A 25,146-nucleotide genomic window follows, 5' to 3' on the forward strand; every position below is an offset into this window, starting at 1 on the left:
GCATCCGCTAGCGCGCCGCCGGGGCATCCTGTGTAAAAACATAGCAGAACACTAGGAATACAGCGATCCCGTGATAGCGATCCGGAATCGGGGAGATAAGGGGCGCAGGGGCCGGGTGCCGTTCGCGCCCCGGCGTCGTCCGCGTCGGGCGACCGACGCCGCGAGGAAGGATTCATCATGGTCAACGACAAGGATGTCGCGGTCATCGACAGAAAGGCCGCGAACAACGACAGCAAGGTTGCGGTCAACGACAGGAAGGTCGCCATCGTCGGCTGCGGGTTCGTGGGGTCGTCCTCCGCGTTCGCCCTCATGCAGAGCGGCCTGTTCTCGGAGATGGTGCTCATCGACGTCGACCGCGCCCGGGCCGAGGGCGAGGCGCTCGACATCAGCCACGGGTCGCCGTTCGCGGCCCCCATGCGCATCTACGCCGGCGATTACGCCGACGCCGCCGACGCGGCGATCATCGTCATCACGGCGGGCGCGGCGCAGAAGCCGGGGGAGACGCGGCTCGACCTAGCCCAGAAGAACGTCGCCATCTTCCGCGAGATCGTCCCGCGCATCCGCGAGACGGGCTTCGACGGCATCCTGCTCATCGTCTCCAACCCGGTCGACGTGCTCACCTACGCCGCCGTCAAGCTCTCCGGCCTGCCGGAGAGCCGGGTGGTCGGCTCGGGCACGGTGCTCGATACGGCGCGCCTCCAGGAGGCGCTCGGCGCGCACCTCGGGGTCGACCCGCGCGACGTCGAGGCCTATATCATCGGGGAGCACGGCGACTCGGAGCTCGCGGTGTGGTCGAGCGCGGACGTCGCGGGCGTGCCGCTCAAGGACTTCTGCGAGATGCGGGGGCACTTCGACCACGAGGAGGCCGAGGCGCGCATCGCCGAGGAGGTCAGGAGCGCCGCCTACGAGATCATCCGCCGCAAGCGCGCGACGTACTACGGCATCGCGATGTCGGTGAGGCGGCTGTGCCAGGCGATCATGCGCGACGAGAAGAGCGTCCTGCCGGTGTCCGCGCTCATGGTGGGCGAGTACGGCCTGTCGGACGTGGCCATCTCCATGCCGACGATCGTGGGCAGGCAGGGGATCGAGTGCCGCGTGCCCATCTCGCTCGACGAGGCGGAGCTCGAGGAGCTCCGGAGCTCCGCCGACCGGCTGAAGGGCGTCCTGCAGCAGGTGTAGGCGGGCGGCGCCCCTCGCCCGCATCGCCCGGCGGCCCTGCGCATCGTGCCCTCTGTCTTGTACGTACAAGGCAGGGGGCTTACAATGGGCACAACCCGCCGACGGGCGGACGGCGATGCGAGAGGAGCGGCCATGGCGCGCAACGATGCCGATTGGTGGAAGCAGGCGGTCGTCTACCAGGTGTATCCGCGGAGCTTCCGCGACACGGACGGGGACGGGCTCGGGGATATCCGCGGCGTCGTCTCCCAGATCGGCTATCTGGACGAGCTCGGCGTCGACGCCCTCTGGCTGTCGCCGTTCTACCCCTCGAACCTTGCCGACGGCGGGTACGACGTCATCGACTACCGCGACGTCGACCCGCGGCTCGGAACGCTGGCGGACTTCGACGACCTCGTGGCCGCGGCGCACGCGCGCGGCATGAAGGTGGTCGTGGACATCGTCCCCAACCATACGTCCGACCACCATCCCTGGTTCCAGGAGGCGCTCGCGGCGGGGCCCGGCTCCCCGGCGCGCGAGCGCTACATCTTCCGCCCCGGACGCGGGGAGCACGGGGAGCTGCCGCCGAACGGCTGGAAGTCGGTCTTCGGCGGGTCGGCGTGGGAGCGCGTAGCCGACGGCAGCTGGTACCTGCACCTGTTCGCGCGCGAGCAGCCCGACCTCAACTGGAAGCACCCCGACGTCCGCGCCGACTTCGAGCGGACCCTGCGCTTCTGGTCCGACCGCGGCGTCGACGGCTTCCGCATCGACGTGGCGCACGCGCTCGCCAAGGACCTCGACAGCCGGCCGCTCGACGAGCTCGACCAGGACCCCGCCCAGGGCGCCGGCTCTCCGGACAACCCCCTGTGGGACCGGCCCGAGGTCCACGAGATCTACCGCGCATGGCGCCGGGTGTTCAACGAGTACGAGCCGCCGCGCTTCGCGGTGGCCGAGGCGTGGGTGGCGCCGGAGCACCAGCGCTACTACGCCTCGCCCGACGAGCTCGGCCAGGTGTTCAACTTCCAGTTCGCCAAGGCGGGCTGGTTCGCCGACGAGTTCCGCCGCGCCATCGCCGACGGCCTCGCGGCCGCCGCGGACTCCGGTTCCACGAGCACGTGGGTGCTGTCCAACCACGATGTGCCGCGCCATGCCACGCGCTACGGCCTTCCGCAGGTGAGGTCGCGCGTCTACCACCAGATCGCGAACGACTGGCTGCTGCGCGACGGCTCGACCTACTACGAGGACCGCGCGCTCGGGACGCGCCGCGCCCGCGCGGCCGTGCTCATGGAGCTCGCGCTGCCGGGTTCGGTCTACATCTACCAGGGCGAGGAGCTCGGCCTGTTCGAGGTGGCCGACATCCCGTGGGACATGCTCGAGGACCCGCAGGCGCGCCGCACCCTCCACGGCGACGCCATCAAGGGGCGCGACGGCTGCCGCGTGCCGCTGCCGTGGGAGGCCGCCGACGCGCCCGCGCCCGCCGCGTGGTCGGCGTCCTTCGGCGACGGGGCCACGGGCTCCTTCGGGTTCTCCGCGCCGCTCGCGCCTGCGGGCGACGGGTCCGCCGACGGGGTGCCCGCGCGTGCCGCCGCCGCACCCCACCTGCCGCAGCCGCTGTGGTTCGCCGGGTTCGCCGCGGACGCCGAGGCGGCCGACCCCTCGTCCATGCTCGCGCTCTACCGCCGCGCCATCGCCGCGCGCGCCGAGCTCCTGACCGCGACCGGGGACACCTCGCTTTCCTGGATGCCCGCCTCCGAGCTCGGCCCGGAGCCCGACCAGGTGGTGGGCTTCGAGGGGGCCGCGGCGGACGGGCGCGCGCTCGCGTGCATCGCGAACTTCGGCGCCCGCCCGGTGCCGCTGCCCGCCGGCGAGGTCGTCCTGGCCTCCGTCGATCCGGTCGACGGGGCGCTGCCGCAGGATGCCTGCGCCTGGGTCCTCCGCTGACGCGCGGCCGCGCAGACGGCCGGGCGGCGGGGCATTTCGCCCCATCGCCCCGGCCGGGGCCCCTGCGATGGGGCGCGCCGCGTTCCGCGGGCCCGCACGGCCGCTGCGCCGGGAGGCTCCCGTCCGCGCCGCGTCCCGGATGTCGTTTGAGGGCGCGGCCCGCGTTCGAGTAGTATGGACGCGTGGGTCGGACGAGACGGACGGGGGCGGACCATGGCTGATGACGAGGTGCGGCGCGATCAGGCCGACGGGGTGCTGGGCACGCTCGCGGCGCGAATCCCGCGCCCGCGGCTCAAGGCACCCGGTGACTCCGCGGCGGATGCGGGGCCCGGGGACGGCGCCGCGCCGCACGAGTCCGGCTCGGCCCCCGCGCCCTCCCCGCGGCGGACGGGCACCTTCCTCACCTACGCGCAGTCCCGCCTCGACCCGTTCTCGGACCGCCCGCTGTGCGCCGTCGACAGCCTCGTCTTCTCCTGGCTGTCCTACTTCCGGCTGAGCGGGGACCTGCGCGCCGCGCGCGGCTGGGAGGGCGCCGCCATGCACGAGCTGCTGCGCGCCGAGGACTTCGGCCCCATGTTCGGGACGAGCTGGGACCCCGACGGCAGCCGGGAGCTGCTGTTCGCCGTCTGCGCGAGCCCGCGCTTCCGCGCCGTGCGCGTGGCGGGCCTCGCCTTCAAGACCGACCGCGCGACCTCCGAGCAGTTCGCGGCCATGACCTTCCTTCTGCCCGGGGGCGGCGCGTACGTGGCCTTCCGCGGCACGGACTCGACGCTCGTGGGGTGGCGCGAGGACTTCAACATGGCGTCCCAGCTGCCGGTCCCCTCCCAGGCCGAGGCGCGCGCCTACCTGGACCGCGCCGCGCGGGCGGTGCCCGGCCCGCTGTATGTCGGCGGGCACTCCAAGGGCGGCAACCTCGCCGTGTACGCCGCGGCGCTGTGCGAGCCCGAGGTGCAGGGGCGCATCGTGCGGGTCTTCTCCCACGACGGCCCGGGGTTCGACCGGTCGTTCCTCGCGTGCGAGGGCTACGGGCGCATCCGCGACCGGGTGGACAAGACGGTCCCCAAATCGTCCATCATCGGCCTCATCATGGACGAGGGGCACGAGTTCACGGTGGTGGAGAGCGGGGGCGTCTCGGTGATGCAGCACAACCCCTTCCTGTGGGAGGTCGAGGGGTGCGCGTTCGTGCGCGCATCCGGCCTGTCCGCCAGCTCGCGCTACTTCGGCTCCACCCTCGCGGCGTGGATGGACCGGTTCACGCCCGAGGAGCGCGGGCAGTTCGTGGACACCCTGTTCGACGTGCTGGGCGTGACGGGCGCGTCGCGGTTCGCCGACATCCGCGGGGACTGGCGCGCGAGCCTGCCCGCCATGCGCGCCGCGGTGGACGAGCTGCCCGACGAGCAGCGGGCGGTCGTCGGCGACGTGCTGCGCGCGCTCGCCCGCGTGGCGACCATCGACCGCGTGCTCAAGTAGGCGGGGCCGCCGCGGACGCGGGCTCCCGCAACGGCGGGGCGGCTCGCCGCGGCTCCGCACGGCCGCGCCATGCGGGACGGCGGGGCCGCCGCGGGCGTCCCGCGGGTCTCAGACGAGGGCGCGCAGCCCGGCCCGGTCCACGACCTCGATGCGGCCGCGCGAGAGCGCGATGAGCCCCTCGGACGCGAAGTAGCGCAGCATCCGCGTGACGACCTCGCGGGCGCTGCCCAGGTGGCGGGCTATCTGGTCATGGGTGATCGCGAGGGTCGGCGAGCCGGTGCGGGCGAGCTCGTCGAGCAGGAACACCGCGAGCCTGCGGTCGAAGCTCATGAAGAGCACCTGCTGCATGACCCACATGCAGTCGCTGAACCGCTCGAGCGCCTGACGGTAGGTGAACGCCTCGATGTGGACCTCGCGCTCGGCCAGGCGGCCGAAGCACGCCGGGTCGATGGCGATGAGCTCGCTGTCCCGCTCGGCGGAGAGGGCGAGGTCGAAGGTGATCTGCGGCAGCACGCAGGAGGCGGCGAGCACGCAGCACTCTCCTGCCTCCACGCGGAACAGCGTGATCTCCTTGCCCTGGTCGGACATCATGAACGCGCGCAGGGACCCCGAGCGCAGGAAGATCACGCCGGTGCAGCCGTACCCGCATCCCTGGACCATGTCGCCCGCGGCGAAGCGCCGCACGCGCGCGTGGCGGGCGAGCTCGTCGCGGTCGGCGGGGTCGATGTCCGTCCAGAACGGGAGCAGGTCGGCCAGCTGGTCATCTGAGGGGATGCGGGTATCGGGTGCGGTCACGGGGGGCTCCTTCGCGCGGCGGGCGGGCGCCCGCGCGGGCGGCGCGGCGCGTCTGCCGCGTCCCTGCGGGCGCCGGGTATGCCCCTATGGTACCCGCCTGCGGCGGGCCTGCGGTCACGTGCTCCGTACGCTGCCGGGGTCCGCCTGCGGCCGGCATGCGGTCACGTGCCTTATACGCTGCCGGGGTCCGCCCACGGCCCGGGCGCGGCCGGCGCGGCCGCTACACGGCCACCCCGCAGCCGCCCACACCCTCGGTGGCCACGCGGCGATCGAGCTCGGTCTGCTCGAGGAACCCGAAGCCGCCCGCCACGTTCGCGCAGTCGTACCCGTGCTGGGTGAGGATACGGCAGGCGAGGTAGCTGCGCAGGCCGCTCTGGCAGCTCACGAGCAGGCGCCGCCCCCGCGGCAGCTCGCCCATGCGCGCGCGGAGTTCGTCGACCGGGATGTGCAGCGCGCCCTCGACATGGCCGCGCGCGAACTCCGCATCGGTGCGCACGTCGACGAGGACCGCCCCGTCCGACCGCGCGGCCTCGAGCGCCTCCGCCCAGCGGACCTGCTCCACGCGGCCCTCCAGGATGTTCTGGATCATGAAGCCGGCCATGTTGACCGGGTCCTTCGCCGAGGAGTAGGGCGGCGCGTAGGAGAGGTCGAGGTCCGCGAGGCCGTCCGCGTCCATGCCGGCGCGGATGGCGACGGCGATGACGTCGATGCGCTTGTCAACCCCGGACGCGCCCACGGCCTGGGCGCCCAGGATGCGCCCGCCCGCGCGCTCGAACACGACCTTGAGCACCATGGTCCGCGCGCCGGGGTAGTAGGTCGCGTGGTCGGCGGGGGACAGGATCACCGCGTCGGCGTCGATGCCGGCGGCGGCAGCGGCGCGCTCCGTGAGGCCCGTCGACGCCACCGTGGTGCCGAAGAGCTTCAGGACCGAGGAGCCGAGGGAGCCGGGATAGGACCGCTCGATCCCGCAGATCGCGTCCGCGGCGATGCGCCCCTGGCGGTTGGCGGGGCCGGCGAGCGCGATGAGGGCCGGCGCGCCGGTGACGCCGTGGGCCACCTGCACCGCGTCCCCCACGGCGTAGATGTCCGGGTCGCTCGTGCGCATGCTCGCGTCCACGAGGATCGAGCCGCGGACGCCCAGCTCGAGGCCGGCGTCGCGGGCGAGGGCGGACTCGGGGGCGACGCCGATGGAGAGCACGACGAGATCGGACTCGACGGCGTCGCCGCCCTCCACGAGCGTGCGGATCGCGCCCGGCGTCCGCTCGAAGCCGCTGACGTGCGCATTCAGCCGCAGGTCCACACCCGCGTCGCGCAGGGCGTTGTGGAGCAGGGCGGCCATGTCGGCGTCGACGACGGGCAGCACATGGCTCCCGCGCTGGATCAAGGTGACGTCCATGCCGCGCTCGCGCAGGTTCTCGGCCATCTCCAGGCCGATGAATCCCGCGCCCACCACGGTGGCGCTGCGCGCGCCGGTGCGCTCGATGAAGTCGTGGATGGCGAAGGTGTCCTCCACGGTGCGCAGGGTGAACAGCCGGTTGCCGTCGACGCCCGGCAGGTCGGGGACGACCGGGCGGGCGCCGGGGGAGAGGATGAGCTTGTCGTAGGACTTGGTGTAGACCTCGCCGCGTCCGATGTCGCGCACGGTGACGGTGCGCGCCGCCCGGTCGATCGACACGGCCTCGTGGCGCACGCGCACGTCGATGTCGAAGCGGGCGCGGAAGCTCTCCGGGGTCTGGAGGGTGAGCTTCGCGCGGTCCGTGATGACGTCGCCCACGTAGTAGGGCAGGCCGCAGTTGGCGTAGCTCACGTAGCCGGTGCGCTCGAGGACGACGATCTGCGCGCTCTCGTCCAGGCGGCGCAGGCGGGCGGCGGCCGTGGCCCCTCCGGCCACGCCCCCGATGATGACGACCTTCATGACGGTTCCTTTCTGTTCCGGATGATGATCAGGATGATGCAGGTGCTCAGCGCGCCCCGGTGACGACCGGTCCGCGCCAGCGCCCGATGCCCCCGATGTTGCGGGCGGCGGTGTAGCCGCGCCGGGCGAGCTCCCGGCAGGCGCGGTCGCTGCGCGCGCCGGAGGCGCAGTAGACGAACAGCGGGGCGGCGGGCGTCGGGGCAACGAGGGCATGTCCGATGCGGTCGAGGGGGATGTTGACGGCGCCCTCGATATGGCCCTCGGCGAACTCGCCGGGGGTGCGGACGTCGATGAGGACGGCGCCGTCGGTGGCGCGCGCCTCGGCGACGGCGTCGTTGATGTCCGGTCCGCCGAACAGGGATGCGAGCAGGCTCATGGGTATCCTTTCAGTGTCCTTCTCCGTATCGATTCCGAGCATACGCGCAAGGCGGGCCGGTTGTCGGTGACTTCGTCACCGAACGGGCGGGTGGTGCGGGAGGGCGCTGCGGACGGGGTGCCGGCGCTCGTGCGGGCGGCCCGGTGCCGGCACGAGGGGTGCGGCCTGGCATGGCACTGCAGGGCGTCCGCGGTGCGGCGGCGTGCGGCGACGGCGGCGGCATGGGGGCGGTCGGCACCGGTGCTCGTGCGGTTTTGCCACGGGGCGTCGCGGCGCGCGGCGGGCCGGCGGGGACTTGTCCTATACTTGCTAGGCCCGAACCGCCGATGCGCCCCGCGCGAAGGAGCCGCAAGCATGAAGATCAACCACGCCATCCTGCACATCCTGGACTTCGAGTCCTCCGTGAACGTCCTGAGCGCGCGGGAGCTCGACCTGGATTCGCGTGCCGTGCGGTCGTTCGTGGTCTCCCACCTGCGTCGGGCCCGGACGGGCGCGGACAACAAGCGCGCGTCGTTCTCCGAGGACAGCGCCTTCGCCGGGGAGCTCAAGGCGTTCCTGTTCGGCGACCGGGAGTTCATCGACTTCTCCCAGCAGATCGCCGAGTTCTTCGCCGGCGAGCTCGCGAAGGCCGACAAGGCGGAGTCCACCGACATCCTGGTGGCGGATTTCGACGACGACGATGACGTGCGGTGGTTCGCGGTGCTGCTCATGGTGAGCCGCATGGCGTTCATGCACGAGGTGGACCGTGAGGGCGGTGAGGTGCGCAACGACATCGCGCGGCATTACGCCATCCTGCCGAGCCCCTCGCAGAAGGTGGCGAGCTACGCGATCGTGCGTGCGAGCACCATGGAGGTGTTCTACCAGGACAAGAAGCGCAAGATCGCGGGCGAGGACACCATGATCGTGCCGGAGGGTCTGCTGCAGTGCGCCACGGGCGTGTCGGGCAAGGAGGTCATCGAGACGGTGACGCGCATCGTCGAGGAGGTGGCCGAGGAGCACGGCGCCAACACGGCGGTCGCCCTGGCGCGCGCCAAGGAGGTCGTGGCGGAGCGCGTCGAGGAGGACGAGGAGCTCGCGCCCTGGGACTTGGCCGAGGAGATCTTCGAGGACGAGCCGGCCATGCGCGAGCGCTATGAGGCGCGCGCCCGCGAGGAGCGCGTGCCCGAGCACGTGCCGGTGGAGCGCGCGCAGGTGGAGCGCGCGGCGGTGCGCAACCACAAGATCCGCACGGACACGGGGATCGAGATCACCTTCCCTGCGGAGATGCTGCGCAACACCGAGTACGTGCAGTTCGTGAACGAGCCGAACGGGCTGATCTCGATCGAGCTCAAGAACATCGGGAGCATCGAGAACCGGTAGCACGGCCCCTCTCCCGGGCCCTCGGATCGGCGGCGGATGTCCGCCTTGCGGTGCTCCAAATCAGCGAAGTTCGATATTGTGTGCATCTTTCCGAGTCCTCGACAAGCACTCCAGTAAGATAAAGCACTCAACTGGGAAACTGATGCGGAATCAAGACCGAATCGGGTGCTCTACTCGCCGGGTCGGAAAAGATGCACACAATATCGAACTCCGCGTTTTTCAGCATGCCCGATCGATGGCGAAGGACCGCTGCGTGCGGCTGGTCGATGGCATAGGGCGACTGTTCGCAGGTCAATTCGCGACGCAATCGTCCATGGTGCGCATGGGCAGGTCGTATATGCGACGCTTGTTCTTGATTCGGAATCTTATAGGGCAGTCCGTGGGTTCGCGTGGCGCGGGCACCGCTATAGAAGCATCAAGGTAGCTCCGGCAGAGGACTCCGGGCGTTTGTGAAACGCGTGACGACCCTTCGCTTTGCCGAAAAAAGTACACCTTCTCAAACCCTATATCGACCAATCATTATACACACCCCCTTGTGCGAAACGCGCTGCATACCAACCCTCCATAGCGCCTATCCAAATGTCTACGCAGGTAATAAACGCCCTGTTGAAAAGGTGTACCTTTTCGCGCTGCAAGGTGTTCGGCCAGTGGTTGGGTTTTTGGTCGAGGGCCTTCCCTGAAGCGCGATGAGGTGCGGGGAAGGGAGGCTCATGAGCGCTGCCACGATGGCCGATGTCGTCATGCCGATGGGCCTTCCGTGCGGGCGCAGGGTTCCCAAGGGGAACCTGCGCTGGTATCTGCTGCGCGTTCCGGAGGGGCGCGAGCAGTCCGTATGCGACCTGCTCAAACGAATCATCCCCGGCGAGCTTCTGGAGGACGCGTTCGCGCCCCGGAAGGAGCGCTGGGCCAAGCGCGGGGGCGCGTGGGGGCTCGAGACGGTGCGCATGTACCGGGGCTACGCGTTCGCCGTGACGCGCGATGTCTTCGGGCTGGCCAAAGCGCTGGCGCGGACGACGGCGGCCGCCGAGCTCGTTGGGGAGTTCGGGCGGTCGTGGATGCCGCTCGCGCCGGAGGCGCAGGGCTGGCTCGAGGCCGCGATGGACGGCAAGCACGTGATCAGGAACAGCGTCGGCGTGATCCAAGACGGTGTCCTGCACGTGCAGATGGGTCCGCTCGTCGGTCAGGAGGCGCGCGTGAGCAAGGTCGACCGTCATAAGCGGCGCTGCTTCGTGCGCGTGTGCGACGGGGGAGCGGGCTTCGCGGAGACGATGCCGCTCGACGTGCCGTCCAAGAGCTAGGGGCGGCAAGGGGAAACCAATGGAATCACGGGGTCGGGAGTTAATCGAGATGGCTGCTGGTATGCAGGCACCCGCGAAAACCTCGCGGGGGGGGGCGTACTGATGCGCTCCACGGACAATCGGGAAAGGTCGCGCCGCCGGCGCGGTGCGTCGCGGTGAGCGCGGAGCTCGAGGGACGTGCTGGAAGCCTGATAATCGATTCCGCTGCTGAAGCTCCGTCCGCTGCGCTTCCCGGTACCGACGAGTTCGCTTCGCTCTGCCGGAAACTAGATTCCCGATCTCTCGGCTACCGTGCGGTGAAGCGCGCGTTCGATATCGCGTTCAGCGCTGTGATCATCGCGGTGGGTATCGTTCCGTGTGCCGTCCTGTCTGCTGTCATCGCAGCGGACACGAAGGGCAGTCCGATATACACCCAGGAACGTGTTGGGAGACTGGGCCGGCCTTTTCGGATCTTCAAGTTCCGCACCATGGTCGCGGACGCGGATGACGTGGAAAAGTACCTCGATGCCGAGCAGCTGACGGAGTGGAAGCGTGAGCGCAAGGTCACGAACGATCCGCGTATCACCCCGTTGGGCAGGGTTTTGCGCCGCACGAGCTTGGACGAGCTGCCGCAGTTCCTGAATGTGCTTAAGGGGGACATGTCCCTCATCGGGCCGCGTGCGATTACTTTCGCTGAGCTTGAACATTACGGTGCCGATGTCGCTCTTTTGCTTTCCGTCCCTCAGGGCGTAACAGGCGCCTGGCAGGCCGGGCCCCGCAACGAGGCGTCCTTCGAGAACGGCGAACGCCAGGCTATTGAGCTCGGCTACGCGCGGCACGCGAGCCTCGGCGAGGACGTCAGCGTGTTCGGCTCCACCTTCGGTGCCATGTTCGGCAAGAGGAGGTCAGGACGATGAGCGATGCCCCCGAGGATATCCTCGTCTCCGTTATCGTGCCGACTTTCAGGCGAGCGGACCGCCTCCCGGCAGCGCTCGACTCGGTGCTGGCACAGGACTACCGTAACCTCGAGGTCGTCGTCGCCAACGACAACATGCCGGGATCGGAGTGGGACGGGCGTACGGACGCGCTCCTCGCCCGCTACGGGTCAACCGACCCGCGCGTTCGCATTGTGCATACCGTCGGCGGTACGGGTGGCGGCGCCGCGCGCAATCTCGCCTGCGCCGCCGCACGTGGCGAGTACCTCGCATTCCTCGACGACGATGACGAGTTCCTGCCCGACAAGGTGTCCACGCAGCTCGCCTTCATGCTGGAACGGGACCTGGACATGAGCTGGCAGGACGTCTCCTGGTTCGACGAGCGCGGCAGGCTCGTGGAGCACCGCCGCCTCGACCACTGCCGCGACTTCTCGCGCGAGGGGCTACTGCGCGCCCACCTGCTCACGCCAATCTCGCCGACGTCAATTTACATGCTAAAGCGCTCGCTTTTTGAACGCACCGAAGGGTTTGGTGAGGTTGCCACCGGTCAAGACTGGTGGCTGATGCTGCGCTGCATCGAAGCAGGTGCGAGCATCGGCTACATGCCCGAGGTGCATGTGCGGCAGCACCTGCACTCAGACGGACGGCTCTCCGTCGGCCAGAACAAGATCGATGGAGAGGAAGCTCGGCACGAGAAGGTGCGCGAGTACTACCCGTTGCTCACCAGGGAGGAAATCTCATACGTGGAGTTCCGGCACAATGCCGCGCTCGCCTTCGCGTGCGTGCGGGGCGGTCGGCGCGCCGACGCCGTGCGGTACGCGGCCCGCGCCCTGCGGGCGTCTCCCTCCGCGTGCGTGCGGGAAGGTTTCAAGTTCTTCACTAGAGGCAAGCGGTGACGCTCCCCTCGGACGGATAGGAAGGAAGGTTAAGTAGATGAACATAGCGGTAGCCGGTATGGGTTACGTAGGCCTCTCACTCGCGGTGCTCCTTGCCCAAAATAACGACGTCACTGCTGTAGATGTGGTGTCCGAGAAGGTGGACATGATCTCTCGTTGGGAGAGCCCCATCCGCGACAAGGAGATTGAGGGCTTCCTCGCGAGGGCGAAGTCGGGCGATCTGCCTCTCTCGCTGAAAGCGACCCTCGATGGCCGTTCCGCCTATGCTGAAGCGGAGCTTGTGGTTATTGCGGCGCCGACCAACTACGACCCGGACCGTAACTTCTTCGACACCTCCTATGTGGAGCAGGTCGTAGAGCTGGTGCTGGAGGCCAACCCGCAGGCATACATGGTCATTAAGTCCACCGTGCCCGTCGGCTACACCGATGAGCTGTGCGCCAGGTACCCGCAGGGCCGCTTCCTGTTCAGCCCCGAGTTCCTGCGCGAGGGCCATGCCCTCTACGACAATCTGCACCCTTCCCGCATCGTGGCGGGCGTGCCGAAGACGCACCAAGAGCAGGGGCTGCTGCGCGATGCTGCCGAGCGGTTCGCGTCGCTGCTCGAGGAGGGAGCCGACCCCACCGAGCGGGAGAGGGAGAACGCCGACGGCTCCCAGGGCATCCCCGTGCTCGTCATGGAGTCCACCGAGGCCGAGGCGGTCAAGCTGTTCGCCAACACCTATCTTGCGCTGAGGGTCGCCTACTTTAATGAGCTCGACACCTACGCGGCAACTCGCGGCCTGGACGCTCGACGCATCATCGAGGGCGTGTGCCTGGAGCCCCGCATCGGCACCCACTACAACAACCCCTCCTTCGGGTACGGGGGCTATTGCCTTCCCAAGGACACCAAACAGCTGCTCGCCAACTACAGAGACGTGCCGCAGAGTCTCATCGGAGCGATTGTGGAGGCCAACCGTACCCGGAAGGACTTCGTGGCCGACGAGGTGCTGAAGAGGGTCGCCGAGCTCGCCTATTCCGGAACAGCGGCACCGGTCGTGGGCGTCTACCGCCTCAGCATGAAGAGCGGATCGGACAACTTCCGCGCCTCCAGCGTCCAGGGCATTATGAAGCGTGTCAAGGCCAAGGGCGTGCCGGTGGTGGTGTACGAGCCGACGCTGGATGCCTCCGAGTTCTACGGCTCCGAGGTCACGCACGACCTTGATTCCTTCAAGTCTCGCTGCGATCTCATCATAGCCAATCGCTGGTCGGACGAACTCGCCGACGTATCGGAGAGGGTCTACACTCGCGACCTGTTCCGGAGGGACTGACGTTGGGAGAAAGGCTTCTGCTCCTTGCGAGGAGGTTCCCCTACAACCACGGCGAGGTTGCCGCCGAATCCTATCTAGAGACGGAGATTAGCTTCCTCTCGGAAAACTTCGAGCGAGTGCTCGCGGTCGCCACCGAGGCGTCTGACGGCGACGCGCCTACGTGCGCGCTGCCGGAAAACGTCGAGCCGGTCGCGCTCGGTTGCACGCCGACGAAGGCACACAAGGCCTGGCTCACCCTGCGCGGGGCGCTCTACCCAGCGTCTGCGCCCGACGAGGTGCGGGAGGCTATCGCGACTGACCCGGTGGGCACAACGAAGCAGCGCACTTTCAGAGGCTATTTCGCCGCCCGCGCGCATGAGAAGTACGTAAGACTCATGCTGAAGCTGAGGGGGCGCGGCTTCGAGCCGACGTCCATCTACAGCTTCTGGCTCTACGACACCGCGCTCGCCGCTCTGTGGGTGCGCAGCTCCTACCCGTGTGCACGCGCGATAGCGCGTGCACACCGGTACGATCTCTACCGAGATCGTACCGGTATGGATTATCTGCCGTTCCGCGAGCTCTTGCTCGCGGAACTCGACACCGTGCTGCCGTGCAGCGAGGACGGGCGGGCCCACATCGACGCCAACTGGCCCGGCCACTCGGGCAAGCTGCACACCTCCTACCTGGGAACGGCCGACCTGCCCGATCTCTCGGAGGTACCTCGCGACGGGGCGTTCCATATCGTCTCCTGCTCGCGCGCGGTGGCGGTCAAGCGCGTCGGCCTCATCGCCGACGCGCTCGCCGCCCTCGACGCGGAGGGCAGGCGCGTGCGCTGGACACACTACGGCGACGGCCCGGAGCTCGCCGATGTGAAGGAGAGGTGCGAGGGACTCTCGTCGGTTGCAGCAGAGTTCCCGGGTTCCGTGCCGAACGCGGAGCTTCTGCGCGTCTACGGCCGGGACCGCATCGACCTGTTCGTCAACGTGTCGATGAGCGAGGGGCTTCCTATCTCGATCATGGAGGCGTGCGGCGTCGGCGCACCCGTGCTCGCCACAGGCGTTGGCGGGACGGGCGAGATTGTCCGCGACGGCGACAACGGGAGGCTGCTCCCTGCGGACCCGGATACGGGCGCGATCGCATCCGCGATCGCCAGATTCATGGACATGCCCAAGGAAGACGCGCTTCGCATGCGCCGCGCGTCCCGCCGCATCTGGGAGGAGCGCTTCAGGGCGGCCGAGAACGTACGGCAGCTCGTGGGCCTGCTGAAGGGGGGCGATGCCGCATGAGCCAGCTTGCGCAGAAAGCGACCATGCTCAGGCGCTGGGCGAAGATCCTCGCCGGCGGCACCGAGGTCGCAGTCGAGCAGGGCCCCGGCCGCTGCTGCCGCTCCGGGGAGCTCGCCGGCTACTGGAACGACCTCACGGGCAAGGTGTCCCCGAACACCCTGCTCGACGATTGCGGCGTCCCCCTGAGCGTCATAGCGGGCGGGAGGAAGGTCAACTTCCCCATAGCGGTGTTCCAGTACGCACTTGGGCGCTACGATCTGTCGCTCATTGAACCGAACAATGCCGAGGAACACCTCGACGCGCTGAGAGCGTGCGCCGACTGGGCTCTTGCCTCCCAGCGCGCAGACGGCTCGTGGGACGCGTTCGGCCCCATCGGTAGTTCGAAGTACACCGTCTCCTCGATGGCGCAGGGCGAGGGCTGCTCGATGCTCCTGCGGGCGTACCGGGCGCTCTCGGACGACCGGTACCTGGAGGCGGCGCTCGAGGCCGCGCGCTTCATGCTGGTCGACTTCGCTGACGGCGGAACCGCGATTCGCGAGAACGACGGACTCTTCCTCGAAGAGTACCCGCAGGACCCGCGCCGCAGCGTGATGAACGGCTGGGTGTTCAGCTTGTTCGGGCTCTATGACGCGTCGCTCGCGGACGATTCGTTCTGCGAGCCGTTCGCGCTGTCCTGCCAAACGCTCGCGAGCCATTTGGACGACTACGACAGCGGCTACTGGTCGCTGTACGACCTGGAGCGCAGGATCTCCTCCCCGGCATACCACACCCTGCACATCGCGCAGCTGCGCGCCGTGGCGGAGCTCACTGGCGACGACCGGTTCTCCGACAAGGCGGAGCGCTTCGAGGGCTATGCCGCCAAGCGTGCCAACAGGATCCGTGCCATCGCCGGCAAGGTCGCCCAGAAGCTTGCGGAGAAGTCGGATGCGGTGATCGTGCAGTGATTTGGATTGAAGCTGTGGCAGAAGTTCGACGTCGAACCCTGCTGGGAGGTGTTGCCAGATGATTCGCTCTAAGCAAGATCTTACCGATTACTTGGTTGAAGACAAAAGAGCTTTGGGCATCGAGTCGAAACGTCCGAGGTTTCTCGCTGACGAGATATGGAAGTTCCAGATCGCACTGAGGAAGTGCGAGTATTACAAAAATTGCGGGGGAAACAGAATCGCCTTTGCAATCAATCGCCTTATCAGACACAGGCTCGGCGTCAAGCTCGGATACGATATACCGCTCAACGTTTGCGGAAAGGGGCTAAGGCTCGCGCATCGGGGATATGTGGCAATCAATAGTGGAGCAATTGTAGGAGACTATTGCTGCATACACCCTGGCGTGATCATCGGCACGTCTGCCGGGGAATCGCACGCTGCCCCAACGATTGGCGAGCGTGTGCATATCGGACCCGGAGCGAAAGTAATCGGACCCATAACCATAGCGAGCGATATTGCCATTGGGGCGAACGCTGTCGTTACGCATGACTTTACTGAGCCGAATGTCGCACTAGGGGGGGTTCCAGCAAAGGTAATAAGCCGCAGGGGATCAGCGGGTTATCTGTACTGCGGACCTGCCATCCTGAATCGGTAGGTGTTGATGATGCTGCCTAAAGTATGGATTGAGCTCTCAACATTCAACGGCGTCGTCACTGATGATTATATGCGCGCAATCGGTGGAGCTTACGCAACGCTGGGGCACGAGGTCGAGTATGTCGATGATGTTGTCAAGATGAACGGAAGTAATACCGATATCTATGTTGTGCTGCTTGCTGTATCGGCCTGCAAGCTCAGGGCGAGGGGGAAAAAACGGATTGTCTTCTGGAGCCAGGGAATTTGGCCGGAAGAGTCTTTTATGAAGCATGGCAGCCGGTTGAGACTGTTTGCTTGCAATGCGGTTGAAAAGATGGCATTGAGTGTTTCGGAGCGCATCTTCGTGGTTTCCAACGCGCAGCTTCGCCATTTTGAGACAAAGTACCAATTGAGGCTACGGAAAAAGAGCCTGATAATGGCCTGCTCGAACGAGTCTTTCCACGAGGAGTCGTTCTACGCTGAAGGCAAATATGAAAAACCGGTATTCGTTTATGCGGGAAGTCTTGCCCAATACCAGTGCATAGACGAGACCCTTGAGGCATTCAAAAGGGCTCAGACGGTTACCCCGAACGCCTCACTGATGTTTCTGACGAATGATATAGAAAGAGCGAGAGAGCTCGTCGCTCGACACGCGCTGACAAATGTGTCCGTTGATCACGCTGACAAGGACGAACTCCCGGCAATTCTCTCGCACGCAAAATATGGCTTTGTGATACGCGACGACAGCGCGATAAATAGAGTATCGACTCCAACAAAGATATCTACCTATATTGCGAATGGTGTAATTCCCATATACAGCCCGACCATAGAGGCGTTCTCTGAATCCGCACATAATATCGTTCGACTGCGGTACGAACGCGAAAGCTTCGCCGAGGATTACCGAGAATTCGAAACACTGCATCTCAAGCCCATTGAAATGTGCAATAGCTACGCAGAGTATTTTGACGAAGAGCTGAGCTACGACAATGCAGCAAGTAGAATTCTTGCCTTTCTGGAAGGTTTGAATTAGCGATGGTTTGCCTGGTATGCGCGAACAAACTGCCGCGTTGGCCAATGGACGGCAAAGGGGGGAAGAAATGATTTGGAGTCTGTCCGCCGAGACATCGATACACAAGGCCACATCCGGAACGGCGGTTGGGTCGGTCGCACATTCTTCAGTGTGGGCATATGCGATATCTCTCGTGATGATATTGCTGGCGAATACGCTCCCTGGTCTCCTTCCGGGCAGGAAAGAGATTTTTTACCCGATTCTCGTGTTACTGTCAGTATCCGTGGTGGCGCTTCAGTGGAAGGACACTCCGCTTCCAAAGCGATCGGTGCAGAGATGGGTAACGTGGGCCGTTTTGGTGGCGGGCGTATACTCTTTGATTGTATTCATAACTGGAGACGGCTATGGGCGGTACGGCGGCAGCGCATTCCTGTTCTTTGGGATTTGTCCGTTGCTGCTCCTCCTGCTCGTCAGAAACAAGCTTATAGATACCTATGCCAGGGCATTCGTTAACGTATTGGCGCTACTTGCGGTATTGTCGATGGCCCTTTGGGTATTAGGCCCTATTCTCGGAATTCTATCTCCGAATTGCGACATACGAAATACTTGGAATGGTCTCGGAGTTGAACTGAGGTCAGAAGGATTTTTTCACTTGCTGTATGTGGTTCAGAGCGTAGATATTCTGGGCTTCTCAACGGTGCGCAACACCGGTATTTTCGCAGAAGCCCCAATGTATTCCTTTGTTCTTTGCGTCGGAATACTTCTTGAATGGTATCTGGCCGAAAGACCACGAATTACCGTAATCTGCCTACTGTCACTGTGCGTAATAACGACTTTTTCAACAACCGGAATAATATTCCTCATCGCATTCTGCGCGCTCGAATGCCTGAGTTCGGTCTATCAGTCTGGTTCAAGACTGCGCATGGTAATCATGCTGCTGCTTGTCTTGGCGTTCTTTGTCGTAGCGGACCTCGCAATGCTGCTAATCGATGATAAGCTCGCAACAAGATCAGGAAGCATACGGTTGGATGACCTCTCCGCGGGATTTCAGGCATGGGTTCGACATCCGCTCGTAGGATACGGACTGAGTGACACGAATTCGGTTACACGCTACATGAGCGGATTTCGCTCGGAAAACTTGGGTTTTAGTAATTCTTTCTTTGATGTTTTAGTCAGAGGTGGCGTGGTCTTTATGGCCTTGTTCGTTGTTTCCTTGCTTGGATACCTTCGAACTGCCGGAAAGCTTAAGAACGCAGGCTTGCTCTTCGTGTACTTGTGGGTGGTCACTATTACTACATTCCATCCCGTCGCCCTGTTGATGTTTTCGATTGGGGTCGTTGGCCTTCTGTCCCCATCCATAAAAGGCGTTCGCGTTGCAAACCCTATGCATTATGTCAGCCACTGAACGTTTAGGAGCTGCCCATGACGAGAAAAATACTAACTGTAAGCATTGCCGCCTATAACGTTGAAAAGTATATCGCCGACTGTCTCGACTCGTTCGGCGAAGACGCTTTCGAAAAGATCGAAGTCATCATTGTTAACGATGGCAGCACTGACGGAACACTCGAGATTGCTCGGGATTATGAGCTCCGTCGTCCGCAAACGTTCAAGGTTGTAGATAAGCCCAATGGGGGATATGGCTCGACAATTAACGCTGCTCTACGGGAGGCAACGGGCAAGTATTTCAGGTTTCTCGATGGCGATGATTGGATGAACACCGAGATACTTGAACAGTATCTGGAACTTCTCGAAGACAGTGATGAAGAAGCAGTTTATACGCCATATGTGCGGATTTACGAAGATGGAGGCGATGCCGATCTGAAAGACGACCTTGCCGCGTTCGGTGAGGGCGTATATCCAGAGTCCGCTTTTCTAAACATGCCGATTATTGCTGCATGTTCTCTTACGTACAAAACAAGCATGCTCAGAGAAATCGACTTCAAGATGACTGAGCGTTGCTTCTATACCGACGTCGAGTTCGCCTGCATACCCTTTGTCCATGTGAAAACAATGCGCGTTAGCAAACTGCCGCTCTACCGCTATCGAATAGGGCGCACAGGTCAAAGCGTGAGCATTTCAGGAATAGAAAGACACTATAAAGACCTCATTCGAGTCTGCGAACGCCTGCTTCAAGAGTCGAAAAAAGAGGAAAACACGGGTTCCGAGTACTTCCAGCGCTACATAGTCACGCAATGCACTCTTGTATACAGCTTCCTAACGCGCATCCGCCCGAGCGCTGAGCGTAAGGCAAGCTTGAAGCAGTTTGACGGCCTCCTAAAGTGCCACCAACCAGTATACGAAGCCACGGCAAGGAATAGCAAAAAGGTGCGCATTCTGCGTGGGAGTGCCTTTATAGCGTATAGGCCGCTGTGTCGCATACTTTCGGGGAGGCACAATTGAGCTCCGTAAAGACGAATTTCGTCTGGAATTCTGCATACCAAGTCGTACGCATTGCCGTCCCCCTAATTACCACGCCCTATCTGACTCGCGTCCTCGGAAGTGAGTCCTTGGGGACCTATTCCTATACCTACACAATCGCGATGTACTTTACGTATTTTGTACTACTTGGACTGAATCAGTATGGCAATAGGGAGATTGCGAAGGCTCGCGAAGACCGGCGGAGACTGTCAAGGACATTTTGGTCAATCTACATCGGCCAGCTTTCGATTGGCCTAGCTGTTTTCATCGTGTATGTCGCATTTGCCGTTTTTCAGGACGGAATAATCGAGACTTGTTTGCTGATATGGGCAATCTGGGTTTTAGCGGAGGTTGCCGATATCAGCTGGCTGTTCTATGGGCTGGAAGAATTCCGAATTATAACCATCAGAAACGTGATAATCCGCATTGGCGTTGTTGCGGGGATATTTGCCTTCGTTAGTGGGCCGGAAGACCTATGGCTATACTGCGCGCTTCAAGCCGCATCCTTTGCCCTCAATAGCATTATTCTGTGGCTCTTGGCGCGTACGCGCATAGGATGGCATCGAGTGAGCCTACGTGAAGTTGTTGCGCATATCCGCTCAAGCTTAGCTCTATTCGCTCCGGTTATTGCTGTCTCGTGTTATACACAGCTTAACAAGCTCTTGCTCGGGTCTTCCTCGAACATGAGCCAGGTGGCGTTTTATGATAATGCCGACAAAGTCATCACCATACCTTTAACGTTCATCCAGTCGCTCGGCACTGTGCTGCTGCCTCGCATGAGCAACATACTTGCATCCGGCGATCAGCGGAGGGCAGAAGCGTATCTTGCCGATTCGTTCTGGATATCGGTGGTAGCATCGATAGGTCTCCTATGCGGGATCGCCGGTGTAGCCCAATCCTTTGTACCGCTCTTTTTCGGCAGTGGTTTCGAGGAGTGCGAGAGACTGCTCCCCATGCTGGCTTTGATCATCCCTGCCTGCTCAATTAGCAGTGTTATTGGGAATCAATATTTAATTCCCATCGAGCGGGATTCCGTTTACCTAAAATCTGTGTTTGCGGGGGCTGTGACAAATGTTGCATTATGCGTTGCCCTTGTGCCTTCGCTTGAAGCCGCGGGCGCTGCCTTGGCAACGGTTGTCGCCGAATACGTGGTGGCAGGAATACAAGTTTGGTATGCGAGGGACAAGATTCCCGTTGCGCGATATTTCCGAGAGGTTTCTCCTTTTGCCTTATTCGGAATTGCGGAATACGCGGTCATCAAAATAGTGTCGCTTGCTGGTCTTACGGGCGTCGTCTTGCTCGGCGTCGAAATCGGTGCTGGCGTCATTTCCTTTGTCGGCATTGGCTTTGCATATCTTCTAATTAGAAGGGATCGTCACCTTCGACTTCTTGGATTGTCGAAATTCGTGAATGAAGAAAGGTAATTTGTCATGCAATACGATTTGTTGATTGTGGGGAGCGGGCTTTTTGGAGCTGTTGTCGCCCATGAGGCTGTCAATCGAGGTAAGAAAGTTCTAGTTCTCGAGAAGCGCAGCCACATCGGCGGCAACTGCTACACGGAGTGTATAGACGGCATCAACGTGCACATCTACGGCGCGCACATCTTCAGGACATCCGACAGGCGCATCTGGCGCTACATGGAACAGTTCTGTGAGTTCAATCACTTCGTGAACTCCCCTGTGGCGAACTTCAGGGGCGAGCTGTACAATCTGCCATTCAACATGAACACGTTCCATGAGCTCTGGGGAGTTGTGACGCCTGAGGAGGCGCGAGCGACGATCGAGACGACTCGGGTACCCTGTGACGATCCCTCCAATCTGGAGGAGCATATCCTTAATATCGCTGGACGCGACATCTACGAGAAACTCGTGAAGGGATACACGGAGAAGCAGTGGGGGGTTCCCTGCACTGAGCTCCCGCCGTCTATCATGAGGCGGATACCTCTGCGCTTCACCTACGACAACAACTACTTCAACGACCCGCTGCAGGGCATTCCCAAGGGCGGTTACACGCCCGTGATTGAGAAGATGCTCGAGGGGGCGGAGGTGCGCACGGGTGTCGACTTTCTGAACGACAGGGAGGCATACGAGTCCATGGCCGATCTGGTTGTGTACACGGGCCCCATCGACGCCTACTTCGGGTTCCGCTACGGGCCGCTCGGGTACCGGGGGCTGCGCTTCGAGCACGAGCGCCTCGACTGCCCGAACTACCAGGGTGTCGCGGTGATGAACTACACCGACGCGGAGACGGCCTACACGCGCGTCATCGAGCACAAGCACTTCGAGTTCGGAACGCAGCCCACAACCGTCGTGTCCCGTGAGTACCCGAGCGCATGGGAGCCGGGCGACGACCCCTACTACCCGATGGAGGATGCCGGAAACGTCGAAAAATACAGAAGGTATCTGGAGCTCTCCCAAGAGAGCCCGAAAGTTCGCTTTGGCGGGCGGCTTGGCGAGTACCGGTATTACGACATGCAGGACACCGTGAAGTCGGCCCTTGCAAAGGCCGAAGAGTGGCTGTAGGAGGTGCATGCCATGCTTAAGAAGATCCTGCTGGTCTTCGGCACGCGCCCGGAGGCGATAAAGATGTGCCCGCTCGTGCTTGAGCTGAAGTCGCGCCCCGAAGACTTCGACACGGTCGTCTGCGTCACCGGGCAGCATCGCGAGATGCTCGACCAGGTGCTCGGCGTGTTCGGCGTGGTGCCGGACCACGACCTCGCGATCATGAGGCCGGGGCAGACGCTGTTCGACATCACGAGCGATGTGCTGCTCAAGATCAAGGCAGTGCTTGAGGAGGAGCGCCCGGATGTCGTCCTCGTCCACGGCGACACCACCACCTCCTTCGCGGCGGCGCTCGCGGCCTACTACCTCCAGATTCCGGTGGGGCACGTGGAGGCCGGCCTGCGCACCCGCGACCTCTATTCCCCATGGCCGGAGGAGTTCAACCGCCAGGCGGTGGACGTCATCTCCGAGTGGTACTTCGCGCCCACGGAGACCTCACGGCAGAATCTCCTCGACGAGGCCAAGCCCGACGGCCGCATCTTCGTCACCGGCAACACGGGCATCGACGCGCTGCGCCACACGGTGAGGGACGATTACTCCCACCCCGAGCTCGACTGGGCGGAGGGCTCCCGCCTCATCCTCGTCACCGCGCACCGCCGCGAGAACCTGGGAGAGCCCATGCACCGCATGTTCCGCGCCATCAAGCGGGTCATGGAGGAGCGCCCCGACACCAGGGCGATCTACCCCATACACATGAACCCGCAGGTGCGCCGTGCCGCCCACGAGGAGCTGGACGGCTTCGACCGCCTGCGCATCATCGACCCGCTCGAGGTCGTGGACTTCCACAACTTCATGGCGCGCTCGCACCTGATCCTCACCGACTCCGGCGGCATCCAGGAGGAGGCGCCCTCCCTCGGCAAGCCCGTGCTCGTCATGCGCGACACCACAGAGCGCCCCGAGGGCGTGGCGGCGGGCACGCTGCGCCTCGTGGGCACCGGGGAGGAGACGATATACCGCGAGTTCTCCCGCCTGCTGGACGACCCGGCGGAGTACGCGGTCATGTCCCGTGCGTCCAACCCCTACGGCGATGGACGTGCTAGTAAGCGGATTGCCGACATAGTTATCGCGAGCAGATAAAGGTACCAAGCATGAACCGCGCTTTCGTCAAACGGCTATTGCTCGGAATTCCAAAATCCGTATATGCCAACTTCAAGTATCTTCCAGTGCGCCAGGCAATCAGGCTCCCAATTCTTGTTTCAGACAAGACGAGATTCATTGGCACCAAAGGGCGAGTCGAAATTGTTGAAGACCGCGTAAGGCCTGGCATGTTCCGAGTGGGACTAGACGGGTCTGGCACTGCGAGTTGTCTTCCGACTCGATTAGAAATCAACGGGGTTCTTCGCGTGGAGGGGCGCGTTCGCATCGGGGGAGGGTGCAGCGTCACCACGATTGACGAGAACAGCAGGATATCGCTTGGGCGCAACACAATCATAATGGGAGAGTCTCGAATCATGTCGTCTCGACTGGTTCAGATAGGGCGTGATTGCATGATCTCTTGGGGCGTTCAGATTATGGATACCGACTGGCATTCCCTTTATGTTGATGACAGGCTTATCAACCAGGATGAGGACGTGGTAATCGGCGATCGTGTCTGGATTTGCAGCAATGTAACCGTTTTAAAAGGTTCTGCTATTCCCAATGAAAGCATTATCGCCGCTTCATCGACCATATCAAGCTCATGGAACCAAGAGCGGTGCATTGTCGCAGGGCTTCCGCTCACTATAATCAAAACTGATGCAACGTGGTCGAAAGATCGGCCGCTACCTTAGGCACGCATAGGCTTCCGATGAAAACTCGTATCCGGCTTCAACGTTTGGTAGCGTACAGTTTCTTGCGCACTTTGACAGCGAAATAGCGTCCGGATAGGAAGGAGGGTACGTCCCGCCCCGGTATGGTTCGAGTCGCCTTTGATTCAATCAGACTTGAGGAAGACCATGCCCGAGCCCATCGTAACATCGAGCAAGGAGAGCCTGAAGACCGACCTGCGCGAGCTCGTGAGGAGGATCGTCGAGGCCACCCTGAACGGCCTGCTGGAGGAGGCCGGCGCGCTCGCCGGCTCCGAGCGCTTCGGGCGCGCCGCCGGACGCGAGGCGTACCACGCTGGGCATTACGAACGCAAGCTCGTGACGACCTCCGGGGAGGTGAGATCCGCATGCCCAAGCTCAAGGGCGTACGGTTCGCCACCGCGATCATCGAGCGCCACCGCAGGCGCGAGACGAGCGACGGGGAGGCGATGATTGAGATGTACCTCGCCGGCGCCTCGACCAGGCGGATCGAGGACGTGAGCGAGATGCTCTGGGGATTCAGCGTGTCCGCCGTCACCGTCTCGAACCTCAGCGTCATGGCCATCGCCTCCGTCGTGGAGTGGAGGATCTGCCCGCTCAAGAGGGGCTACCCCTACGTCTACGTGGACGGGATATACCTCAGGAGGTTGTGGGGAGCCTCCTACGAGAACGTGGCGGCGATGGTCGTCATAGGCGCCGACGACGACGGCTACCGCGAGGCCATGGGCGCCGCCGAGTGGGTTCACCGAGTCTTCGGAGCGCTGGCGGGAGTTCCTCTAGTGGCTCAAGTCGCGCGGGCTGCGCGGGGTCCGCATGTTCACGGGTGACAAGGCGGCAGGCATGGTGGGCTCGGCCGCCGAGGTGTTCCCCGACGCGGCGTACCAGCGCCGCGCGGTTCACTTCTACAGGAACGTGCTGGCCAAGGTGCCCAAGTCCAAGAGGCCCCGCGTCGTCGCGATGCCTAGGCGGTCCACGCCATGGAGTCACGGGAGGTGGTGGAGGCCAAGGCGCTCGAGGTGGCCGCCGATCTCGAGGAGGCTAAGCTCAGGGAAGTCGCCAAGGTGGTCAGGGACGGCTGCGCGGAGACCCTGACGTCACCGGGTAACGTACAATTTCTTGCGCACTTTG

At 63.7% G+C, this 25,146-nt stretch carries 24 protein-coding genes; 21 read left to right on the plus strand and 3 right to left on the minus strand.

Annotated elements, in window-relative coordinates; translation table 11 throughout:
• The first annotated feature begins 177 nt into the window (after window positions 1-177).
• The 3 genes from PHA29_RS04725 to PHA29_RS04735 all read left to right on the plus strand — a co-directional run bounded on the left by PHA29_RS04725 (window position 178) and on the right by PHA29_RS04735 (window position 4,566).
• A complete protein-coding gene (locus PHA29_RS04725; protein WP_270848387.1) occupies window positions 178-1,179 on the plus strand; it encodes an L-lactate dehydrogenase in 1,002 nt (333 codons plus the stop codon).
• Window positions 1,180-1,311: 132 nt separating this feature from the next.
• Window positions 1,312-3,096 (plus strand): glycoside hydrolase family 13 protein, encoded by a 1,785-nt coding sequence (locus PHA29_RS04730; RefSeq protein WP_270848389.1) that lies wholly within the window; start codon window positions 1,312-1,314, stop codon window positions 3,094-3,096.
• A gap of 213 nt (window positions 3,097-3,309) precedes the next feature.
• The gene (locus PHA29_RS04735) at window positions 3,310-4,566 is read left to right on the plus strand and encodes an Mbeg1-like protein (RefSeq protein ID WP_270848391.1); all 1,257 of its coding nucleotides are present in this window, start codon (window positions 3,310-3,312) and stop codon (window positions 4,564-4,566) included.
• Window positions 4,567-4,674: 108 nt separating this feature from the next.
• Here PHA29_RS04735 and PHA29_RS04740 read toward each other — a convergent pair whose 3' ends face one another.
• The 3 genes from PHA29_RS04740 to PHA29_RS04750 form a co-directional block, all read right to left on the minus strand.
• Window positions 4,675-5,361 (minus strand): Crp/Fnr family transcriptional regulator, encoded by a 687-nt coding sequence (locus tag PHA29_RS04740; protein WP_270848393.1) that lies wholly within the window; start codon window positions 5,359-5,361, stop codon window positions 4,675-4,677.
• Between the two features lie 220 nt (window positions 5,362-5,581).
• Window positions 5,582-7,276, minus strand: coding sequence for an FAD-dependent oxidoreductase (locus PHA29_RS04745; RefSeq protein ID WP_270848395.1), 1,695 nt, complete (start codon window positions 7,274-7,276; stop codon window positions 5,582-5,584).
• Window positions 7,277-7,322: 46 nt separating this feature from the next.
• Entirely contained in the window at window positions 7,323-7,652 is a 330-nt protein-coding gene (locus tag PHA29_RS04750) for a rhodanese-like domain-containing protein (RefSeq protein ID WP_270848397.1), read from the minus strand.
• Window positions 7,653-8,006: 354 nt separating this feature from the next.
• Here PHA29_RS04750 and PHA29_RS04755 point away from each other — a divergent pair, with 354 nt between their 5' ends.
• The 18 genes from PHA29_RS04755 (at window position 8,007) to PHA29_RS10615 (ending at window position 25,110) form a co-directional block, all read left to right on the plus strand.
• Window positions 8,007-9,011 carry a nucleoid-associated protein gene (locus tag PHA29_RS04755; RefSeq protein ID WP_270404859.1) on the plus strand — a complete coding sequence of 335 codons (1,005 nt, stop codon included), beginning with the start codon at window positions 8,007-8,009 and terminating at the stop codon, window positions 9,009-9,011.
• A gap of 710 nt (window positions 9,012-9,721) precedes the next feature.
• A complete protein-coding gene (locus PHA29_RS04760) occupies window positions 9,722-10,309 on the plus strand; it encodes a hypothetical protein (protein ID WP_270848399.1) in 588 nt (195 codons plus the stop codon).
• Between the two features lie 155 nt (window positions 10,310-10,464).
• Window positions 10,465-11,205 carry a sugar transferase gene (locus PHA29_RS04765; RefSeq protein ID WP_270848401.1) on the plus strand — a complete coding sequence of 247 codons (741 nt, stop codon included), beginning with the start codon at window positions 10,465-10,467 and terminating at the stop codon, window positions 11,203-11,205.
• Window positions 11,202-12,119, plus strand: a complete 918-nt coding sequence (locus tag PHA29_RS04770; RefSeq protein ID WP_270848403.1) for a glycosyltransferase family 2 protein — start codon at window positions 11,202-11,204, stop codon at window positions 12,117-12,119. The genes PHA29_RS04765 and PHA29_RS04770 overlap by 4 nt, the downstream gene beginning before the upstream one ends.
• Before the next feature lie 37 nt (window positions 12,120-12,156).
• The gene (locus PHA29_RS04775; RefSeq protein WP_270848405.1) at window positions 12,157-13,425 is read left to right on the plus strand and encodes a UDP binding domain-containing protein; all 1,269 of its coding nucleotides are present in this window, start codon (window positions 12,157-12,159) and stop codon (window positions 13,423-13,425) included.
• A 2-nt stretch (window positions 13,426-13,427) separates the two neighbouring features.
• Window positions 13,428-14,690 (plus strand): glycosyltransferase, encoded by a 1,263-nt coding sequence (locus tag PHA29_RS04780; protein WP_270848407.1) that lies wholly within the window; start codon window positions 13,428-13,430, stop codon window positions 14,688-14,690.
• Window positions 14,687-15,634, plus strand: a complete 948-nt coding sequence (locus tag PHA29_RS04785) for a D-glucuronyl C5-epimerase family protein (protein WP_270848409.1) — start codon at window positions 14,687-14,689, stop codon at window positions 15,632-15,634. The genes PHA29_RS04780 and PHA29_RS04785 overlap by 4 nt, the downstream gene beginning before the upstream one ends.
• 58 nt (window positions 15,635-15,692) lie before the next feature.
• On the plus strand, window positions 15,693-16,268 hold the full coding sequence (locus PHA29_RS04790) for a serine O-acetyltransferase (protein WP_270848411.1): 576 nt from the start codon (window positions 15,693-15,695) through the stop codon (window positions 16,266-16,268).
• Between the two features lie 6 nt (window positions 16,269-16,274).
• Entirely contained in the window at window positions 16,275-17,276 is a 1,002-nt protein-coding gene (locus PHA29_RS04795; RefSeq protein ID WP_270848413.1) for a glycosyltransferase family protein, read from the plus strand.
• Between the two features lie 67 nt (window positions 17,277-17,343).
• Window positions 17,344-18,660, plus strand: coding sequence for an O-antigen ligase family protein (locus PHA29_RS04800; RefSeq protein ID WP_270848414.1), 1,317 nt, complete (start codon window positions 17,344-17,346; stop codon window positions 18,658-18,660).
• Between the two features lie 17 nt (window positions 18,661-18,677).
• Complete coding sequence (locus PHA29_RS04805; protein ID WP_270848416.1) at window positions 18,678-19,655, plus strand: glycosyltransferase family 2 protein; 978 nt, start codon at window positions 18,678-18,680, stop codon at window positions 19,653-19,655.
• Window positions 19,652-21,097: a flippase gene (locus PHA29_RS04810; RefSeq protein ID WP_270848417.1), complete on the plus strand. Its 1,446-nt coding sequence runs from the start codon at window positions 19,652-19,654 to the stop codon at window positions 21,095-21,097. The genes PHA29_RS04805 and PHA29_RS04810 overlap by 4 nt, the downstream gene beginning before the upstream one ends.
• A gap of 6 nt (window positions 21,098-21,103) precedes the next feature.
• The gene (glf, locus tag PHA29_RS04815; protein ID WP_270848418.1) at window positions 21,104-22,195 is read left to right on the plus strand and encodes a UDP-galactopyranose mutase; all 1,092 of its coding nucleotides are present in this window, start codon (window positions 21,104-21,106) and stop codon (window positions 22,193-22,195) included.
• A gap of 12 nt (window positions 22,196-22,207) precedes the next feature.
• The gene (gene wecB, locus PHA29_RS04820) at window positions 22,208-23,311 is read left to right on the plus strand and encodes a non-hydrolyzing UDP-N-acetylglucosamine 2-epimerase (RefSeq protein ID WP_270848420.1); all 1,104 of its coding nucleotides are present in this window, start codon (window positions 22,208-22,210) and stop codon (window positions 23,309-23,311) included.
• An 11-nt stretch (window positions 23,312-23,322) separates the two neighbouring features.
• The gene (locus tag PHA29_RS04825; RefSeq protein ID WP_270848422.1) at window positions 23,323-24,003 is read left to right on the plus strand and encodes an LbetaH domain-containing protein; all 681 of its coding nucleotides are present in this window, start codon (window positions 23,323-23,325) and stop codon (window positions 24,001-24,003) included.
• A gap of 165 nt (window positions 24,004-24,168) precedes the next feature.
• Window positions 24,169-24,471 carry a transposase gene (locus tag PHA29_RS04830; RefSeq protein ID WP_270848424.1) on the plus strand — a complete coding sequence of 101 codons (303 nt, stop codon included), beginning with the start codon at window positions 24,169-24,171 and terminating at the stop codon, window positions 24,469-24,471.
• Window positions 24,387-24,845, plus strand: a complete 459-nt coding sequence (locus PHA29_RS04835) for a transposase (RefSeq protein WP_270848425.1) — start codon at window positions 24,387-24,389, stop codon at window positions 24,843-24,845. The genes PHA29_RS04830 and PHA29_RS04835 overlap by 85 nt, the downstream gene beginning before the upstream one ends.
• Window positions 24,846-24,858: 13 nt before the next feature.
• A complete protein-coding gene (locus tag PHA29_RS10615; RefSeq protein WP_408612025.1) occupies window positions 24,859-25,110 on the plus strand; it encodes a transposase in 252 nt (83 codons plus the stop codon).
• Window positions 25,111-25,146: the final 36 nt, after the last annotated feature.

This window comes from Candidatus Collinsella stercoripullorum, from assembly GCF_027669965.1.
In the GTDB taxonomy this organism is placed as follows: domain Bacteria; phylum Actinomycetota; class Coriobacteriia; order Coriobacteriales; family Coriobacteriaceae; genus Collinsella; species Collinsella stercoripullorum.

Coding starts and splice junctions, on each gene's coding strand:
- PHA29_RS04750 (WP_270848397.1), bottom strand. CDS start 7,652: ATGAGCCTGCTCGCATCCCTGTTCGGCGGACCGGACATCAACGACGCC.
- PHA29_RS04775 (WP_270848405.1), top strand. CDS start 12,157: ATGAACATAGCGGTAGCCGGTATGGGTTACGTAGGCCTCTCACTCGCG.
- PHA29_RS04800 (WP_270848414.1), top strand. CDS start 17,344: ATGATTTGGAGTCTGTCCGCCGAGACATCGATACACAAGGCCACATCC.
- glf (WP_270848418.1), top strand. CDS start 21,104: ATGCAATACGATTTGTTGATTGTGGGGAGCGGGCTTTTTGGAGCTGTT.
- PHA29_RS04735 (WP_270848391.1), top strand. CDS start 3,310: ATGGCTGATGACGAGGTGCGGCGCGATCAGGCCGACGGGGTGCTGGGC.
- PHA29_RS04785 (WP_270848409.1), top strand. CDS start 14,687: ATGAGCCAGCTTGCGCAGAAAGCGACCATGCTCAGGCGCTGGGCGAAG.
- PHA29_RS04825 (WP_270848422.1), top strand. CDS start 23,323: ATGAACCGCGCTTTCGTCAAACGGCTATTGCTCGGAATTCCAAAATCC.
- PHA29_RS04745 (WP_270848395.1), bottom strand. CDS start 7,276: ATGAAGGTCGTCATCATCGGGGGCGTGGCCGGAGGGGCCACGGCCGCC.
- PHA29_RS04795 (WP_270848413.1), top strand. CDS start 16,275: ATGATGCTGCCTAAAGTATGGATTGAGCTCTCAACATTCAACGGCGTC.
- PHA29_RS04770 (WP_270848403.1), top strand. CDS start 11,202: ATGAGCGATGCCCCCGAGGATATCCTCGTCTCCGTTATCGTGCCGACT.
- PHA29_RS04805 (WP_270848416.1), top strand. CDS start 18,678: ATGACGAGAAAAATACTAACTGTAAGCATTGCCGCCTATAACGTTGAA.
- PHA29_RS10615 (WP_408612025.1), top strand. CDS start 24,859: ATGGTGGGCTCGGCCGCCGAGGTGTTCCCCGACGCGGCGTACCAGCGC.
- wecB (WP_270848420.1), top strand. CDS start 22,208: ATGCTTAAGAAGATCCTGCTGGTCTTCGGCACGCGCCCGGAGGCGATA.
- PHA29_RS04835 (WP_270848425.1), top strand. CDS start 24,387: ATGCCCAAGCTCAAGGGCGTACGGTTCGCCACCGCGATCATCGAGCGC.
- PHA29_RS04730 (WP_270848389.1), top strand. CDS start 1,312: ATGGCGCGCAACGATGCCGATTGGTGGAAGCAGGCGGTCGTCTACCAG.
- PHA29_RS04755 (WP_270404859.1), top strand. CDS start 8,007: ATGAAGATCAACCACGCCATCCTGCACATCCTGGACTTCGAGTCCTCC.
- PHA29_RS04830 (WP_270848424.1), top strand. CDS start 24,169: ATGCCCGAGCCCATCGTAACATCGAGCAAGGAGAGCCTGAAGACCGAC.
- PHA29_RS04760 (WP_270848399.1), top strand. CDS start 9,722: ATGAGCGCTGCCACGATGGCCGATGTCGTCATGCCGATGGGCCTTCCG.
- PHA29_RS04790 (WP_270848411.1), top strand. CDS start 15,693: ATGATTCGCTCTAAGCAAGATCTTACCGATTACTTGGTTGAAGACAAA.
- PHA29_RS04725 (WP_270848387.1), top strand. CDS start 178: ATGGTCAACGACAAGGATGTCGCGGTCATCGACAGAAAGGCCGCGAAC.